The organism is Argonema galeatum A003/A1, from assembly GCF_023333595.1.
Classification (GTDB): domain Bacteria; phylum Cyanobacteriota; class Cyanobacteriia; order Cyanobacteriales; family Aerosakkonemataceae; genus Argonema; species Argonema galeatum.
The window spans coordinates 98,983-115,102 of sequence record NZ_JAIQZM010000022.1 but is presented as its reverse complement, the minus strand read 5'-3'; the positions used below and the strand labels follow the sequence as shown (position 1 = coordinate 115,102).

Genomic DNA, 16,120 nt, shown 5'->3' with positions numbered 1-16,120 from the left:
CCCCCTCCCGGGGGACGGGGTGGGGGGACCCCACCCCCACCCCCGCCCCGTCCACGGGGAGGGGGGTAGGAGAGGAGGGGGAGATTTGTGAGTGCTGATGAGTAATGGATGTTGGGTGTTGAGTATTGGTCACGGGGATGGAAATTTGGGATTGAGGGTTTGGAATATAGGATTTGAAATCTTCCTTTATAGAAACTGTACGATCGAGTCCGTCGGAGCGCAAATAAGGGCGCAACCCCACAACTTCCCCGATGACGATCGCAACTGGCGAGAGAGATATCCCAGCTGTGACCGAAACAATATTCCCCAGATCTCCTGTCCAAACTTCCTGTTGAGGATGTCCCGCCCAGCGAATCACTGCAACGGGAGTTTTTGGCGATCGTCCGTACTCTTGCAGGCGATCGATAATTTCACCCAAATGACGCCCTCCCATCAAAATCACCAGCGTCTCAATCCCAGACAGAGTTTTCCAGTCCAACTCGGCTGGGTCGTGACCGCTTAAAACTGCAAAACACCGACTCAGAACCGGGTCGGTGAGAGGAATTCCGGCCAGCAAAGGAGCTGCCAGTGCCGAGGAAATACCCGGCACGACCTCAAAAGCGCAACCTGCTGCCAGCAAGCTTTGAATTTCGGAAGTAGATCGCCCAAAAATAAACGGATCGCCACTTTTGAGGCGCACTACCTGCTTTCCTTGCTGACATTGGTCAACCAAGAGGCGATCGATCTCTGCTTGCTTCATGCTGGGGCGTCCGCCGCGTTTCCCCACATCAAGCTGGCGACAATTATCTGGCACTAGCTGCAATAACTGAGGATCGACCAAGGCATCGTAGACCAAAACTTCTGCAATAGCTAGCAGCTGTTGCGCCCTCACTGTGAGGTAGGCGACATCTCCCGGCCCAGCACCAACTAGGTAGACTTTGCCTTTTCGATCGTTCATCTCAACAACACTTAGGAGTTAACTCTTCAAATCAGAAATCTGCAATCAGTTTATTTTTTCTGTTCGAGTTTTTGTAAGACTTGCTCGATTTGATCAACTGTCTGGGTTTCGCCTTTTTCTTTGAATAAGTCTCTAGCTTTGACCAAGTTTTCTTTAGCTTCCTTTTGCTTACCTTGTTGAGCCAAAGCTTGCCCTAAATAGGCGTAGGCTGGAGCAAAGTCAGACTTGATGCGAATCAGATCTCTAGCTTCTGCAATTGATTCGTCTAGTTTTTTATTTTGACCTAAGAAAAGAACTAAATTGAATTGAGCATTTACTAATTGAGGGGTTTTACCTTGCTCCTTGAACAAGTCTCTAGCTTTTTTGAAATTAGTTACTGCTTCATCTGTTTTACCTTTGGTATTTAAAGCGATCGCCAAGGTAGAGTAAGCAGGAGCATAGTCGGGTTTGACGTTAATTGCGTCTTTTAATTCCCCGATCGCTTCGTCTACTTTTTGTTGTTTCCCCAGCAGCAAGGCTAAATTATTCTGAATTTCTGCTACTTGCTCGGTTTTACCCTCTTTTTTGAGTAAGTCTCTAGTTTTTTTGAGGGTAGCGATCGCTTCGTCTGGCTTGCCTTGATTAACTAAAATTTCTGCTAAAATATACTGAGGAGGTACAAAGTCTGGCTTGAGTTTGATAACTTCTTTTAATTGAGCGATCGCATTATCCATTTTACCTTCTTGTGCTGACAAAACCGCTAATTGCATTTGAGTTCTCACCTGTTCTTCAGTTTTTCCATCTTTTTTGAATAAGTCTCTGGCTTTTGTCAAACTGGTAATGGCTTCTTCTTTTTTACCTTGGTTAACCAAAATAACTCCCAAAGAATGGTGAGCTACTGCAAAATTAGGATTTAAGCGAATGGCGTCTTGGTATTGGGTGGTTGCTTCATCTAACTTACCTTGCTCTTGCAGGAGTCTTCCTAACTTAGTGCGAACTTCTACATTTTTGGGGTCTAATTCAATTGATTTGCGCCATGCTGCCTCTGCACTTTTAAGATCTCCGTTGTTAGCGCTAGTCATCCCTTGCTGGTCATAGTCATTAGCAGAACCTTTTTCAGGTAATGCTGATGCAGCTGGGGATGGGGATTGGTTAACATTCCCCGCCTCGGTGACGTTTGGAGTAGTTTGCGGGCTAGATGTTGCCTGTGTGTTTGAGTTGGATGTGTTTGAGGAACAACCAAAGGCGCTGAAGCCCAGACTAATGACAGCAGCTAGAAGCAAGTAAATCGTTTTGGGTTTTTTAAACATGATAAAGAGATCCGTAAAAGTAGCTCTATGCCTAGTTTACGCTTTGCGTTCTCGTAAACACCTTGATATCGGCTAAAAAAAAGGCAGTAGCATATGATGCTACTGCCTTTTTTTTTAAACAACCATTCCGTTACTAGCGGTTTTCCTGGTCGGCTGGGTCGCCATAGGGGTCTTCACTAGCGGAAGCGATATCTCCGGGGTCGCCATAGGGGTCTTCACTGGCGGGACGTACATCGCCAAACATTCCCGTATCTGCGGGGTCGCCGTAGGGGTCTTCACTGGCGGGACGGACATCGCCAAACATTCCCGTATCTGCGGGGTCGCCGTAGGGGTCTTCACTGGCGGGACGTACTTCCCGATCGTAGTTGTCGTCTTGCTGGTCATCAGAACCAAAGACTTCACCAATTTTTTTCAAAAATCCATCTACCATGATCGATCTCCAGTTTCAATTTGTAATGGAACTGCTGTGTAGATGGGCGGGCAGATTACAAATAGACTTTTTTAGCCTAACTTGAATGCGATCGCGCCTTCGGCACATTACGCGATCGATCTGATGCCGCCTATCTGCATTAGCGTTACTGCGCTGGTGCCAAATCGGTTAAATCGCGCCCTGTTGATTTTCCGTTATAGCCCTTGAAGTCGCGGTATTGTTGGGCTTCCGACTCTGGAACTTGAATTCCCCCAGGCGGCGGCGTTACCCACTGAGCCTTACCTTGGGCATCGCGGTAGTAAACGCGCCCGTTTTTGGAAAGGTAATACTTGCCCTGCGCCCCTTCCGCTTGTTTGCTCTTATGCTTGTTGTAGAGATAGTAAAGTGCGGCGGCTCCAGCCAATGTTATTGCCACTTTCTGGCCTGTTGACAATCCTTTACGCGCTTGGGGTGAAGCTGGGCGGGAAGTATTTGGCGCTGTTTGACCAGCCCTAGTATCGCGGGGCGCAGTAACTTCATTTCTTGAGCCTCCTCCACAGGCAGTGAAAAGCGGCGACATTAGTAGTGCGCTAAGCAGTAACGCTATTTTGCGCGAAGCTTTTGGCTGGGGATATATTTTGTCCATTCAGTATCTCCTCTGGCTCTGGGTTATAGGCAGTAATTTTAAGCGAAGTTTATGAACCCAAACAACAGCGTTTTCCTTCAATTAATTTCTCAACGCCAGTACAACTAGGGTTCATGCGATCGCAGGCGTTACCGCTTCAGAGCTAGAGCAGCGCAGAGGCGGCGTTTTTCTTAATAGACACGATTGTAATGAAATCTGCAAATATTTTCCTCTAGCCTTAGATAGAAAAGCACTGCTTCACAAAACTTGGCTAAACTTATGTAAGCTTCACCATTCAACTAGAAATAATTTCTAGAGGGTCTGCTTCCTGCTTCCACCAAGGATGTCGGCATGGGTTAGGGGGGCAAAAACGTTTATGTAATTAAGCCATCAGACAGGCAGCTGGAAAAATTAGATATTCCAAGAAGAAGAGTTTCCAGATAAATTGGTAATACTGAGCGATCGCACTTTTATCTTGCAAGTCCACACTCATACTCCGCCACCACATCAAACCCAGCGCGATCGTATGAGTGACAATCATAAAAACTGGGTTGACTGATGGTAAGTATAGTCCCCCAGCAACTAGAGCGCCCACATAGCAGACAGTTAACACCCAACGGGCCAAGTTAAAAACTGCTTGGGAACCCATTTTAATCGTGAAAGTGGTAATGTTGTATTGGCGATCGCCTTCCATATCCGGGATATCTTTGAAGATTGCGATCGCAAAAGTAAACACCAAAACAAACAGCGTCAGCGCCCAAACCTCTCGTGGCACAATTATTTCGTCTGCGTTTTGCCATTTCTGGTTAAAGTGCAAAAACAATCCTAAATTAACAATCACCCCTCTCACGCCAAAAATGCAAACTGCTGCCCAAAAAGGAAACCTTTTTAACCGAATAGGCGGCAGAGAATAAGCCGTCCCGATCCCCAAACTAATACTCACCATCGCCAGCAAAAAAGGCCCCAACAACCAAGCCAATAACAGTGCCAAAACGCCTGTAACACCAACAATCACCTGCGCTTGTAGCCGGGAAAATTCACCAGCAGCTAGCGGCAAATGGGGTTTATTAATTTGGTCAATTTCCACATCTTCCAGTTGATTTAATCCTACGATGTAGATATTGCCGCACAAACAAGCAATCCAGGTTCCGAAAAGCTGGATAAGCTGGATGCTGGAAAAGCTGGTGGAGGATTCTGCTAGGGCGATCGCGTACAATCCCAATACACTCAGACTTGTGCCAATGATGGTGTGGGGACGACTGAATTTCCAAAAGGCATACAGCCAGGTAGTATATTGCTGAAGGAAGTTAGGTTGTGGGACGGGAGACTTAGTGGGAGAAATCTGGCTCATAGTGCCGTGGATGAAAGTTTTAGGCTGCTGTAAGCCATTAAAAGCTTATTTGGTAGCGCAGAGCAAGCCAAAGCGAATTAGCCCACTCTGGTAGCCTCGACTCATGAGTCCCAGGGAAAGCGCCGCCTGAATTGTCGTCCAGCCGCTCAAGAGCAAACCCAAAATGGCAGCGGGATTGAAGGCTGAATCAATCACTATATCCCAAAATGGCGCTACAGCTTTTGACCAATCAGCCGTGCGGATGTTTTGGAAACAGAGGTGGCGTGCGATCGCTTCATATTCCGGCAAAGAAATCACGTAAGGTAAGCAATAGACTCGATAAATCTCCTCCAAATTCTTTTGCTCATCCAGCGTTAGCGGTTTATTTGGACTCATCGCCGGACGATGACACCAAGTTGCCATCAGGAACGTTCCACGGGGCTTCAGCACCCGATAACACTCCTGGAGAAACTTCTGTTTATCGGGCATATGTTCGCCACTTTCCAGCGACCAAACAAAGTCAAACGAGGCGTCGGCAAAAGGCATATTCAGGGCGTCTGCAACCTGGAATTCAGTCCTTGTACTCAGTCCAGCTACCTGGGCTCGTTCTGTCGCCCTAGACGCCTGCACGGGGCTAAGGGTGATCCCTGTGGCAGAGGCGTTATACTTTTGCGCCAGATAGAGAGAACTGCCGCCAATCCCGCAACCTACATCCAGGATATCCTGGGCGTGCTGCACCTGGGCCCAAGTAAGCAATTCCTCAATCAAGTCAATTTGCGCCTGACGCCGGTCTTTCTTCTGGTTACCGTCTGGCCCATAGTAGCCGTGGTGCATATGTTCTCCCCAAATCTGTTCCCACAGACCGGAGGAAGCATCGTAAAATTGTTGAATTTGCTGATAAAGAGTGGAAGTCATAATATTGCTGTTTATGTCCAGACCGGAAAGCGGTTCATCAGAACAACTAAAATCTGTTTAAATCTCGGCATACCTTGTATTCTAGAATGGTCTGGAGATTTAGTCGGTTAAAGTTTCGGTTCCATCGTTATTACATGAGTGATATCGTCAACTTGTCTGTTTTCATCGTTGGTTAAGATTTTACCGCAGATGAAGACAGATACACGCAGATAAACGCAGATAAGAATAATCAGACAAATTTTTAGGTAACCGATCCGTAAGGACAGGATATCACGCCAGAAGCAACAGACCGCTGAAAAAACATCCAGTCAGGTCGGGCAAGTAGCAAATAAAGTACTCCTTTGGGAGTAAGCTTTTGAAGAGATAATTGAATTAAATTCTCCATGACCATACCTAGAACCATTTGCCTGGGATTCGTCGCCGTCATCGCCGTAGGCGCTATTCTATTGATGCTGCCGTTTTCGACTAGCAGCGGAACATGGAATGACCCGATTGTGGCGTTGTTCACATCAACCTCTGCTGTCTGCGTTACTGGTTTGGGGGTTGTAGATACTGGCACCTATTTTTCTTTTTGGGGTCAGTTTTTTCTTCTCGCCCTCGTCCAGATTGGGGGACTGGGCTATATGACAACGACGACTTTTCTCATCCTGCTGATAGGTCGCCGGTTTGATTTGAGACATAAAATGGCGATTCAACAAGCTTTGGATCGACCCGGTATGCAGGACAGCGCTCAAATGATCCGCTCTATAATTGCTACAACGATGATTTTTGAAATCACCGGAATTTTTCTGCTTATGCCTGTTTTTGTGCCTGACTATGGTTTAAATTATGGTTTGTGGCTATCAATTTTTCATAGCATTAATTCCTGGAACAATGCCGGATTTAGTTTATTTAGTGACAACCTTACAAAATATCACTCATCGATTTTATTGAATTTGGTAGTGACAGCATTAATTATTTGTGGTGGGATTGGATATCAAGTGGTGTTTGAGATGTACCTGTGGTTGCGCGATCGCATATTGAAAAAATCATCCTGCCAAGTATTTTCCCTGAACTTCAAGGTAGCTACCAGCACAACAACGATCCTGTTGTTACTGGGAACGATAGCATTCTTTTTTATAGAACTGAGAAATCCCGAAACCCTTGGTTCTCTTAACTTAAAAGATAAATTGCTGGCAGCTTGGTTTCAATCTGTAACTCCCAGAACGGCTGGTTTTAATACTATTGATATTGGCAAAATGACTACAGCAGGTTTATTTCTGACGATCGCACTCATGTTTATTGGAGCTAGTCCAGGTGGAACGGGTGGTGGCATAAAGACAACAACATTGCGAATTTTAACTAGCTGCACGAAGGCGATTTTGCAAGGTAAAGAGGAAGTTCACCTGTATCAGCGCCAAGTGGCAATAACTCTGATATTAAAAGCGGTTGGCGTCTTGGTTGGTTCCTTTGCGACCCTGCTGGTATCGACAATTTTAATTTCACTTACCGATCCAAAATTGGATTTTATTCAAATCCTTTTTGAAGTCGTTTCAGCCTTTGCCACAGTGGGTCTTTCTACAGGCATCACGGCTAGTGTTTCACCGGCAGCAAAGCTGATTTTAATTGGGACGATGTACATTGGCAGAGTAGGAGTTTTACTGCTGATGGCAACTCTATTGGGAGACCCCCGCCCCAGTGTGGTTCACTATCCAGAAGAAAACCTACTCGTGGGGTAGATATGAAGATGCGATCGTTTACCTGATAAACTGTAGTCAGCAATTGTCTTTTGCCAATGACTGATAACTAAAATGGTATTGATATGAGTTTGTCATCGTTAGGTTTTTTTCGGAGTCTGCGTAAAGACAATCAACAGTTTGCAGTGATTGGCTTAGGACGCTTCGGTCGAGCCGTATGTTCATCGCTGCACAGCATGGGATACCAAGTTTTAGGGACTGACCTTGATGAAAAACGAGTATCCCAAGCTTTAACAGATCAGCTAGTTTCTCATGCGGTACAATTGGATTCAACCGAACCAGCAGCGCTGAAAGAAGGGGGGATTTTAGAGTTTGATACAGTTATCGTTGCTATTGGTAATTATATAGAAGAAAGCATCATTACTACGTTGAATTTGAAGGAGGGTAAGGTGCCTCATGTTGTGGCGAAAGCTTCTTCAGAAGTCCATGTTAAACTATTGAAGCGCGTGGGAGCAGATCATGTCATATATCCAGAACATGAGGCGGGTTGTGCCCTGGCCCGATCGCTCACCAAGCCAGCTATTTTAGACCGTTTTGACTTGGATAACGAAAACAGTATTGTGGAACTTATTGTTCCAGATGAATTTCACGGCAAAACTATCGCCGAACTAAAACTCCGCACCCGTTATGGTTTGAATATGCTAGCAGTAAGCCACGATGGCAAATTTGAGATTAATCCCGATCCCAACAGGCGGCTTTCCAAAGGATCTGCGATGGTCGTAATTGGCTCGAACAAAGACATCAACCGCTTGCCAATTTGAACTCAAAAAGGTTATGACGACAAAATCTTGTCTCAAAACATTAGATAGCTAAATTAGTAGTGTGACTTGGGAGATAGAATATACTAATGAATTTCCACAGTGGTGGGAGGATTTATCAATACCTTTTACTGGTTGTACAAACCATAAGATGATTTGATTTGCCATTGTTTGTCACTTCTTTCTAAATAAAGAAGGCTCCCAAAATCATGGGAACCCGGACAATAACAGGATATCTTGATTAATGCTAGTGAAAAATCTTGAGAAAATCCCGGTCTACTCAGCCAGTAAAAACTACGATAAGGATAATATAGCTAGGGATTAGGGGCTAGGGGCTAGGGGCTAGGGGCTAGGGGCTAGGGAAGAGGGAAGAGGGAAGAGGGAAAAGCTTACTCCGTAAGGGATTATGAACCAGAGGTAAGAGTTGGAGTTGCCCTAACTGCCTTGGCGGTTGCTATATTTGTTTACATCCCATTGGTCGTATGATCCTTGAGAAATTAGAGTAATTTTATTATTTTCTACCCACGCTCCTAATGAGTATTTTTGATTGTTTATTGATACCCAATCATCGTAAGTATCTTTTTGGAAACTGTATGAACCTTGGAAAAAAGACCCGCTTGGTAATAGCTTTTGAAAACTAATATAGCAACCGCCAGGGCGATTAAGGCAACTCCAACTGTTACCTTTAGTCCATAATCTCTTACAGAGTAAGCTTTTTCCTCTTCCCTCTTCCCTCTTCCCTAGTCCCTAGCCCCTAGCCCCTAGTCCCTAGCTATATTTTGCCAAAAATCTTTGATTTCTTGGCTACTTTGAAATTTAATTCCTATAGATGTTTCGATTAAAAATTCCTCGCCCATACCATAGCTTCTATCTTTAATTACAGCAGTATAAATGTGTGGATCGTGTTGCGATCGCATATTTTTTACTCCGAAGCTTCGGCAAAGATTATAGTTGAGGTAGTATAATACATATAATATCAAAGCATCCCTAAAACTCATTGCCTTATAGAGAGCCAACCTACGCAAAAGGTTAATATCAATGATTGCGATCGCCCAAAAAACCCTTTCCTTCGAGGAATTTCTCAACTGGGATGACGGCTCTGGCAAGTCATTCGAGCTAGTCAATGGAGTTGCCATACCCCTGAGTGAACCCACTGCCAAACATGAGGATGTCGTCGATGGATTATGTCGTCTCTTGGTGGAGCATTGCCAATCCTTGAACCTTCCCTACGTTCCTCGACAAAGTAAACAAGTCAGATTGAACGCTGCCCCTGGCGAAAGTGAATCGAGTCGTAAAGCCGACATTGTGGTGTTTGCCAAGGAAGAATGGGTCAGAATGCGTCAAAGTTCTGCCTCTGCTGCTGCTTATATTCCACCTCCCTTGGTTATAGAAGTCGTCAGTACTAATTGGCGGGATGATTACCGCATCAAATTGAATGAGTATGAAACTTTAGGAATTCTGGAGTATTGGATAGTTGATTATGCAGGGTTGGGAGGCGTTCAGTATATTGGCTCTCCAAAACAGCCTACGGTGACTGTCAACCGCTTAATCGATGGTGAATATCAGGCACAGAGATATCAAGGAGAAGCTACTATTGTTTCTCCAACTTTTCCTCAGTTGGCATTAGCGATCGCTCAAATCGTTGCCATGACTGAAGTTTAGCATATCATTCCTGCTTTAGAAGCATTAGGTACTTGGTCAAGCCCGATTAGTCCATGACAGACTCTGCATCGTTTAGATTAGCGCGGCATAACTTCCTTCATTGTGTTCTTGCCGGAGTTCTCGGTTGTTTTCGCAGCACGTCAATTTGTTGGATTAATAGATCGACTTGTTCGGCTTTGTCAGTGTTACCTTGGACTCTGTATAAATCCCTGGCTCTCTTAAGGGGAGTGACGGCATCCTTGAGCCGATCTTGATAGTACAAAATAACGCCCAAGTTATAGTAAGCAGATGCGTCGTTTGGCTGGCGGCGAATAGCTTCTCTGTATGCGACTATCGCCTCTTCTGGCTGGTTTTGTCTGCTTAAGATATTCCCCAAGCTATTGTGAGCCGCCGCTAAGTTGGGATTGATGCGAACTGCTGTTCGGTATGCAGATGCTGCCGCTTCCAGTTGGCCTTGCTTTTCTAGGACAATTCCTAAATTGTAGTAACCATTGGCATTGTTGGGAGCCAGTCGAATTACTTGCCTGTAGGCGACGCTCGCCTCGTCTAGCTGCCCCAGCCGATCGTAAATCACTCCCAAGTTGTAATAAGCATTGGCATTTTCGGGATTGATGCCAAGGGTGCGATCGTATGCAGCTAGAGCATCTTGTACTTGACCTTGCCGATCGTAAATCACTCCCAAATTATAATGAGCTTCTTCCAAATTGGGGTTCGTGCTAATCGCTTGCTGGTATTCAGCTATAGCCTCCCCAGTTCGGCCTTTTTCGTTGAAAATATTTGCCAGATAATAGTGAGCTATAGAAATTCTGGGGTCTCGCTCAAGTGCTTTGCGAAACGAGACTGCGGCGGCGTCAAGGTCTCTGTCGTTGTAACGATTGACTCCTAGTTGGAAGTAACCAGCCGCCTCCAGATCCTGCGTAACAATGCCTTGGACTGCTTCTGGTATAGCTTTAGCAGCCTCGGTTAGTAGTACCAGGGGTGTAAAACCAAAACCGATAACGGCGGCAACTATATAGATCGAGGGGTGCTTTTTAAACATTTATGCAAGACCTGTTTCCAAGGGCTATGAGGCACCAAAACCTTTTGAGAACACTGTACTCTTAGCTTCGGGCAAAATCAACATGGCGTCGCCAAAAGAATAGAAGCGGTATTCGCACGCGATCGCTTCCTGATACAAAGATAGCAGGCGCTCACGCCCGATCGCGGCACTAACGAGCATCAGTAAGCTTGAGCGAGGCAGGTGAAAATTAGTAATCAGTCCCTCCACCACGCGCCACTGGTAGCCGGGATAGATAAATATATCGGTTTTGCCGCAAAATTGTTGCAATTCACCGTCAGCCGCAGCGCCTTCCAAAGCCCGTACCGCCGTCGTTCCCACCGCAATAATCCGACCTCCTCTGGCTTTAGTCTCGCGGATTTGCGCCACCGTTTCTGCTGATACCTCCATCCACTCGGAGTGCATTTTGTGGTTTGTAATCTCCTCCACTTCTACTGGTCGAAACGTTCCTACCCCGACGTGCAGCGTCACGTATGCTTGCCCAATTCCTTGTTCCTGCAACCGCGTCAGTAACTCTGTCGTAAAGTGCAGCCCAGCTGTAGGAGCTGCTACCGCCCCCGGTCTAGAGGCATAAACGGTTTGGTACTGCTCTGGCTGCGATTGTGAATATTTAATGTAAGGAGGTAAAGGCACATGACCGAATTGGGGCAAAATTTCATTTAGAAATCCTCCTTCCGGCAGTTCAAATTGCAAAATTCGTCCGCCAATGGTATCATTTTTAGCCAGTATCGTCGCACTCAATCGATTTGGGATTTGGGATTTGGGATTTTCACTTGGGAATTGAGAATTCTCTTGCGGTTCAAATAAAATTTGATCTCCGGGCTGTAAGCGTTTACCTGGCTTCACTAAAGCTAACCAGCAGTTGTTTTCTAGTTCTTCCAACAGCAACACTTCTACTGGTGTGCCGCTGGGTTTGCAACCGTAAAGTCTGGCAGGGATGACGCGAGTGTCATTCAGTACCAGCAAATCCCCAGGTCTCAGTAAGTTCGGTAAATCGCGAAATATGCGGTGACTGTGCCCAACAGGTGAGTCTACCACCAGCAAGCGAGCTATATCCCTTGGGAACGCGGGATTTTGTGCAATTCGCTCTTTTGGGAGTTCGTAGTCATAGGCTGCTAATGAGAAATCTTCATCGTGATTTTTAGCAGCTGGGTTGGGGGATGGTATCGATTTTGGATTTTGCACCGGGGCTTGGGAACGTAGGAAGGACTGATGGGAATCGAATGTGGGATCGCGCAAAGGGGTATTGGTGGCCGAGTTAAAAAAATATTGTTAATTTAACTTAATATAAAACGTCTTGATAATGCGATCGCGCTGAAGAAAAACCAGTTTAGTAAAGTTTTTTCTCTTTTAGGTATTATATAGTATATTTTTGTAATAAATATATACATTTTTGTTGAAAATTGGGTAAATCTCCCCAGTCAAGCTTGGGGGTTTCTCCCCTATCTATAAATACATACTCCTCGCAACAATATAGGTATAAGATTCGCTACTCCCCCCCCCAACTAAATTTATGGAATACATATATTTCCTCGCGAATGCCAGTCTCACCCAAAGAATAGTTGAGTACTTGCACGCAAATCGCCAATTTCCCTTTCACTCGGTAACGGTTTTACATCAAATTGATGGCTGGGTGGTGAAGGTGAAAATGAAATCTACTTTAGACCCACAACAGCATGGAGACTTTCGGGCTTACCTAAACGAATTAGGAATTCCCTACCAACCAGAAGTTCGCGTAAAAATGGCCCTTTGGAGTTTGGATGCCGGACAGTCACCTATTGAGGTAATGCGTCGCTATCAGGTAGCAGTAGTTTCTCACGGTAAACCCGATCGCGAAGAAATCGACGCATTTCGTCGCCAATTTGTCAATGGGTTGGGATATTGTCCAGAAACCCTCGCCTAATTTCTAGGTTTTAGATTTAATAACTAAAATCGAATGCGCCCTGAATATACTGCTGCAAGACAAGTCGATATCCTGCTATGTGTGCAGCTGACTCCAGCATGAAGGGAGATTGCCCAACATTGCTCTCTTTTTGCTGGGCTGCGGATGGGGGCTCAAAGCCGGAAATATTGCTTGCCTCAAAGTTTAAATTATGGGATAATTCCTCAGCTAGCCGTTGACATCTAACCAAAGCTACATCAAATCGGCACGGGTTATCTGCTAGCTCTGGATGTACAGATAAAAATAACTGAACAGCCTGCCAAAGTTTAGCTTGTTTTTGCGATGTAATCGACAGCAGACCATCCGCATCCCAATTTCCCCGACTGCGAGTTTTGACTTCTACAAACACCAAATCCGCTGGTTCTTGTTGGGCGATGATGTCCAATTCTCCCCAACGGCAATGCCAGCGGCGATGGAGAATAACCGCGCCTTGCGATAGCAACCATTGGGCAACCAGGTCTTCACCTAATGCACCAATATTGGGATAATGAGATACAGAATGGTTTGCCATCAACTGGTACGAGCATGAATTCTAGGTTAAACAATCGGATTTCGAGAATATTACTCAGTTTATGGCTTTGGGTAGCGGTCTGCTTAACAGGTTTTGGAGCGATCGCTAACTCGGCCTGGGCCACAGATTATACCAAAGAAACGCTTGTTGGCCTCGATTTGTCTGGGCGGGTGCTGACAGATTCTGCTTTCAACCACGCCAATCTCCGCAACAGTAACTTGAGCCATACTGATTTGCGGGGAGTAAGTCTTTTCGGGACTAATCTAGAATCGGCTAATTTAGAGGGAGCCGATCTCACGAATGCTACTGTGGACAATGCCCGTTTCAAGGGCGCTAATTTAACTAATGCTGTGCTGGAAGGGGCTTTTGCTTTTAATGCCAAGTTCGATCGCGCGATCGTTGACGGTGCTGATTTCACTGATGTTTTCCTGCGTGACAATCAGCAAAGGTTGCTTTGTGCAGTTGCTAAAGGCACTAATCCCGTTACGGGACGCAATACCCGCGATACTCTAGATTGCCGCTAAAAAAGGGGCTAGGGGCTAGAAAAGTCAAAAGTCACTCATTCAAAAGTCACTCATTCAAAAGTCACTCATTCAAAAAGGGGATTGGAGGAGAGAATGACCACTGACCACTGACCACTGACAACTGACGACTGACAACTGACAACTGACCACTGACAACTGACCACTGACAACTGACCACTGACAACTGACCACTGACCACTGACCACTGACCACTGACCACTGACCACTGACCACTGACCACTGACCAAATCGAAAGATGGATATTTTAGAAAGCATTAAAATGGCTACCACAACATTGGTAGCTAACAAACTCCGTAGCAGCCTCACCATGTTGGGCATTATCATTGGCAATGCTTCAGTGATTGCAATGGTGGGAATTGGACAGGGTGCCCAGAAGTTGGCTTCCGAGCAATTTGAGTCCCTTGGCCCTAACGTTTTGTTTATCATTCCAGGCAATCAGAATGCTCAAAGGAACCGGGATGTTCCAAAGACTCTGGTGCTAGAAGATTCAGAAGCGATCGTCCGTCAAGTACCTTCCGTCGGCGGGGTTGCACCTCAGATCCAAACCCGACAATCTGTTACCTACAGCAACAAAAATACCAACACACAGATTATGGGTGTGACGCCAGAATTTCTGCCAGTACGCAGCTTTAATGTTGCCAAAGGACGGTTTTTTAGCAACCAAGATGTGAAGGGAAATACCCAGGTGGCTATTTTGGGGCCAGATGTAGTCAAAAAACTCTTTGGCAGCAACAACTCGATCGGCGAACGGGTACGGATCAAAAATATTAGTTTTTTAGTTATTGGGGTGATGGAATCAAAAGGATCTTTCCTGGGAAGTAACCAGGATGATACTGTTTATATACCGCTGACAACAGCGGCTAACCGCATTATCGGGCGGACTTCTCCCTATGGTTTAGAAGTATCGTTTATCTCGGTTTCGGCTAAGGATGAGAATAGCATTGGGGCGGCTCAATTTCAAATATCTAACCTGCTGCGTCTGCGGCACAAAATTACTACTGAGGATGATTTTACTGTCCGAACTCAGAAAGATGTTCTGACGATTGTCGGCACTATTAGTGGGGCGCTGACGTTGATGCTGGCTGCGATCGCAGGTATCTCGCTATTTGTCGGTGGTATTGGCGTTATGAATATTATGCTCGTCTCCGTTACCGAACGCACCCAGGAGATTGGATTGCGTAAGGCAATTGGCGCTACTCAGCAAGATATCCTCATTCAGTTTATGATTGAAGCAATCATTTTGTCGGCTGCTGGTGGCATCCTGGGCACTTTTATTGGCGTTGGCGGTATCATGTTAGTGGGTGCCGTGACTCCTTTGAAGGCAGGTATTTCGCCAGTTGCGATCGCAATTGCTGTCGGCGTTTCTGGCGGTATCGGTTTATTCTTTGGTGTTGTGCCAGCACGACGCGCTGCTCAACTCGATCCAATTGTCGCTTTGAGAAGCGCGTGAAGGGGAATTTAAAATTTAAGATGGCAAATTTCAAATCATTCAAATTTATTAAATTTGAAATCTTAAATTTTCAATGGTCTTTTATTCCTAATTTGATTGTTAAACATTAAAAATGCAAAACCAACTCAGCACGGCATCCGAAGCACTCAGCACTGAATTTAAACAAGTAATTATTCGCCTGGAAAACATTTCCAAAGTCTATGGCATGGGCGAAACTCTAGTTCATGCGATTCGGGATGCCAGTCTAACGGTGGAACAAGGCGAGTATTGCTCTATTATGGGGGCGTCTGGATCGGGTAAGTCTTCTGTTATGAATATTATCGGCTGTCTCGATCGGCCCACCAGCGGTCACTATTACCTCGATCGCGTGGATGTGTCGCAACTGGGAGACTCCGAGTTAGCCCGCATTCGCAATATCAAGTTGGGATTTGTGTTCCAACAATTTCACCTCTTGGCGCAGTTGAGTGCTGTGGAAAATGTGATGCTGCCGATGGTGTATGCGGGTGTTAAACCTGGAGAAAGACGCGATCGCGCTGTGGAAGCACTCACAAAGGTCGGATTAGCCAACAGACTCAACAATAAGCCAAATCAACTTTCTGGGGGACAGCAGCAACGGGTGGCGATCGCGCGTGCGATCGTCAATCGCCCCGTCTTACTATTAGCAGATGAACCAACAGGTGCTTTGGATTCCAAAACAACCCAGGAAGTAATGGACATCTTTACAGAATTGAATGAAAGCGGTATTACTATTGTGATGGTGACTCACGAACCCGATGTAGCCCGTCAAACTCGTCGCATTGTTTGGTTCCGCGATGGTGAGGTTTTGCACTCGCATTTGAAGCCAGAGGATATTAACCAACTTGCCGTATCTTGAATATTTTAGGCTCTTTCGGAGTTGCTATGCTTTTGTTCACTTAAGAACATTTTTATTTCTTTTCTCCTCTCCTCTGCTCC

The 16,120-nt window shown here is 45.7% G+C and carries 18 protein-coding genes; 7 read left to right on the top strand and 11 right to left on the bottom strand.

From position 1 onward, the window contains the following. The 6 genes from cobA to LAY41_RS21360 all read right to left on the bottom strand — a co-directional run. Positions 1-937: uroporphyrinogen-III C-methyltransferase (gene cobA, locus LAY41_RS21385; RefSeq protein ID WP_249102725.1), on the bottom strand; the 937-nt coding region annotated here is incomplete at its 3' end. A gap of 50 nt (positions 938-987) precedes the next feature. Continuing rightward, positions 988-2,226: a tetratricopeptide repeat protein gene (locus tag LAY41_RS21380; RefSeq protein WP_249102723.1), complete on the bottom strand. Its 1,239-nt coding sequence runs from the start codon at positions 2,224-2,226 to the stop codon at positions 988-990. Between the two features lie 133 nt (positions 2,227-2,359). Continuing rightward, complete coding sequence (locus LAY41_RS21375) at positions 2,360-2,656, bottom strand: translation initiation factor (protein WP_249102721.1); 297 nt, start codon at positions 2,654-2,656, stop codon at positions 2,360-2,362. A 145-nt stretch (positions 2,657-2,801) separates the two neighbouring features. After that, positions 2,802-3,281, bottom strand: coding sequence for a hypothetical protein (locus tag LAY41_RS21370; protein ID WP_249102720.1), 480 nt, complete (start codon positions 3,279-3,281; stop codon positions 2,802-2,804). Positions 3,282-3,642: 361 nt separating this feature from the next. Further along, on the bottom strand, positions 3,643-4,611 hold the full coding sequence (locus tag LAY41_RS21365) for a homogentisate phytyltransferase (RefSeq protein ID WP_249102718.1): 969 nt from the start codon (positions 4,609-4,611) through the stop codon (positions 3,643-3,645). 45 nt (positions 4,612-4,656) lie between these two features. After that, positions 4,657-5,505 carry a methyltransferase domain-containing protein gene (locus tag LAY41_RS21360; RefSeq protein WP_249102716.1) on the bottom strand — a complete coding sequence of 283 codons (849 nt, stop codon included), beginning with the start codon at positions 5,503-5,505 and terminating at the stop codon, positions 4,657-4,659. Positions 5,506-5,888: 383 nt separating this feature from the next. Between LAY41_RS21360 and LAY41_RS21355 the strand changes: the two genes are divergently transcribed. Further along, a complete protein-coding gene (locus LAY41_RS21355) occupies positions 5,889-7,223 on the top strand; it encodes a TrkH family potassium uptake protein (protein WP_249102714.1) in 1,335 nt (444 codons plus the stop codon). Positions 7,224-7,306: 83 nt separating this feature from the next. After that, positions 7,307-8,002, top strand: coding sequence for a potassium channel family protein (locus LAY41_RS21350; RefSeq protein WP_249102712.1), 696 nt, complete (start codon positions 7,307-7,309; stop codon positions 8,000-8,002). Positions 8,003-8,760: 758 nt separating this feature from the next. Here LAY41_RS21350 and LAY41_RS21345 read toward each other — a convergent pair. Next, the gene (locus LAY41_RS21345) at positions 8,761-8,916 is read right to left on the bottom strand and encodes a hypothetical protein (protein ID WP_249102711.1); all 156 of its coding nucleotides are present in this window, start codon (positions 8,914-8,916) and stop codon (positions 8,761-8,763) included. Between the two features lie 121 nt (positions 8,917-9,037). On the opposite strand from LAY41_RS21345, the gene LAY41_RS21340 reads away from it, so the two are divergent. Further along, entirely contained in the window at positions 9,038-9,661 is a 624-nt protein-coding gene (locus tag LAY41_RS21340) for a Uma2 family endonuclease (protein WP_249102710.1), read from the top strand. Between the two features lie 97 nt (positions 9,662-9,758). Here the strand turns inward: LAY41_RS21340 and LAY41_RS21335 are convergent, their stop codons facing one another. Further along, positions 9,759-10,700, bottom strand: a complete 942-nt coding sequence (locus tag LAY41_RS21335) for a tetratricopeptide repeat protein (protein WP_249102709.1) — start codon at positions 10,698-10,700, stop codon at positions 9,759-9,761. A gap of 24 nt (positions 10,701-10,724) precedes the next feature. Next, the gene (gene queA, locus LAY41_RS21330; protein WP_338023037.1) at positions 10,725-11,903 is read right to left on the bottom strand and encodes a tRNA preQ1(34) S-adenosylmethionine ribosyltransferase-isomerase QueA; all 1,179 of its coding nucleotides are present in this window, start codon (positions 11,901-11,903) and stop codon (positions 10,725-10,727) included. A gap of 328 nt (positions 11,904-12,231) precedes the next feature. On the opposite strand from queA, the gene LAY41_RS21325 reads away from it, so the two are divergent. After that, the gene (locus LAY41_RS21325) at positions 12,232-12,621 is read left to right on the top strand and encodes a hypothetical protein (protein ID WP_249102707.1); all 390 of its coding nucleotides are present in this window, start codon (positions 12,232-12,234) and stop codon (positions 12,619-12,621) included. Positions 12,622-12,637: 16 nt separating this feature from the next. On the opposite strand, the gene LAY41_RS21320 is transcribed toward LAY41_RS21325, so the two are convergent. Further along, positions 12,638-13,171 carry a YraN family protein gene (locus tag LAY41_RS21320; protein WP_249102706.1) on the bottom strand — a complete coding sequence of 178 codons (534 nt, stop codon included), beginning with the start codon at positions 13,169-13,171 and terminating at the stop codon, positions 12,638-12,640. Positions 13,172-13,185: 14 nt separating this feature from the next. Between LAY41_RS21320 and LAY41_RS21315 the strand changes: the two genes are divergently transcribed. Beyond that, the gene (locus tag LAY41_RS21315; RefSeq protein WP_249102705.1) at positions 13,186-13,695 is read left to right on the top strand and encodes a pentapeptide repeat-containing protein; all 510 of its coding nucleotides are present in this window, start codon (positions 13,186-13,188) and stop codon (positions 13,693-13,695) included. Between the two features lie 65 nt (positions 13,696-13,760). On the opposite strand, the gene LAY41_RS32865 is transcribed toward LAY41_RS21315, so the two are convergent. Beyond that, positions 13,761-13,901, bottom strand: coding sequence for a hypothetical protein (locus LAY41_RS32865; protein WP_420840337.1), 141 nt, complete (start codon positions 13,899-13,901; stop codon positions 13,761-13,763). Between the two features lie 50 nt (positions 13,902-13,951). On the opposite strand from LAY41_RS32865, the gene LAY41_RS21310 reads away from it, so the two are divergent. Together LAY41_RS21310 and LAY41_RS21305 are read left to right on the top strand one after the other, a co-directional pair. Continuing rightward, the gene (locus tag LAY41_RS21310) at positions 13,952-15,166 is read left to right on the top strand and encodes an ABC transporter permease (RefSeq protein ID WP_249102704.1); all 1,215 of its coding nucleotides are present in this window, start codon (positions 13,952-13,954) and stop codon (positions 15,164-15,166) included. Positions 15,167-15,278: 112 nt separating this feature from the next. Next, the gene (locus tag LAY41_RS21305; protein WP_275974312.1) at positions 15,279-16,040 is read left to right on the top strand and encodes an ABC transporter ATP-binding protein; all 762 of its coding nucleotides are present in this window, start codon (positions 15,279-15,281) and stop codon (positions 16,038-16,040) included. The last annotated feature ends 80 nt before the right edge of the window (positions 16,041-16,120 follow it).

Coding starts and splice junctions, on each gene's coding strand:
- LAY41_RS21380 (WP_249102723.1), bottom strand. CDS start 2,226: ATGTTTAAAAAACCCAAAACGATTTACTTGCTTCTAGCTGCTGTCATT.
- LAY41_RS21375 (WP_249102721.1), bottom strand. CDS start 2,656: ATGGTAGATGGATTTTTGAAAAAAATTGGTGAAGTCTTTGGTTCTGAT.
- LAY41_RS21365 (WP_249102718.1), bottom strand. CDS start 4,611: ATGAGCCAGATTTCTCCCACTAAGTCTCCCGTCCCACAACCTAACTTC.
- LAY41_RS21335 (WP_249102709.1), bottom strand. CDS start 10,700: ATGTTTAAAAAGCACCCCTCGATCTATATAGTTGCCGCCGTTATCGGT.
- LAY41_RS21340 (WP_249102710.1), top strand. CDS start 9,038: ATGATTGCGATCGCCCAAAAAACCCTTTCCTTCGAGGAATTTCTCAAC.
- LAY41_RS21320 (WP_249102706.1), bottom strand. CDS start 13,171: ATGGCAAACCATTCTGTATCTCATTATCCCAATATTGGTGCATTAGGT.
- LAY41_RS21345 (WP_249102711.1), bottom strand. CDS start 8,916: ATGCGATCGCAACACGATCCACACATTTATACTGCTGTAATTAAAGAT.
- LAY41_RS21310 (WP_249102704.1), top strand. CDS start 13,952: ATGGATATTTTAGAAAGCATTAAAATGGCTACCACAACATTGGTAGCT.
- LAY41_RS21315 (WP_249102705.1), top strand. CDS start 13,186: ATGAATTCTAGGTTAAACAATCGGATTTCGAGAATATTACTCAGTTTA.
- LAY41_RS21305 (WP_275974312.1), top strand. CDS start 15,279: ATGCAAAACCAACTCAGCACGGCATCCGAAGCACTCAGCACTGAATTT.
- LAY41_RS21325 (WP_249102707.1), top strand. CDS start 12,232: ATGGAATACATATATTTCCTCGCGAATGCCAGTCTCACCCAAAGAATA.
- LAY41_RS21360 (WP_249102716.1), bottom strand. CDS start 5,505: ATGACTTCCACTCTTTATCAGCAAATTCAACAATTTTACGATGCTTCC.
- LAY41_RS21355 (WP_249102714.1), top strand. CDS start 5,889: ATGACCATACCTAGAACCATTTGCCTGGGATTCGTCGCCGTCATCGCC.
- LAY41_RS21350 (WP_249102712.1), top strand. CDS start 7,307: ATGAGTTTGTCATCGTTAGGTTTTTTTCGGAGTCTGCGTAAAGACAAT.
- LAY41_RS21370 (WP_249102720.1), bottom strand. CDS start 3,281: ATGGACAAAATATATCCCCAGCCAAAAGCTTCGCGCAAAATAGCGTTA.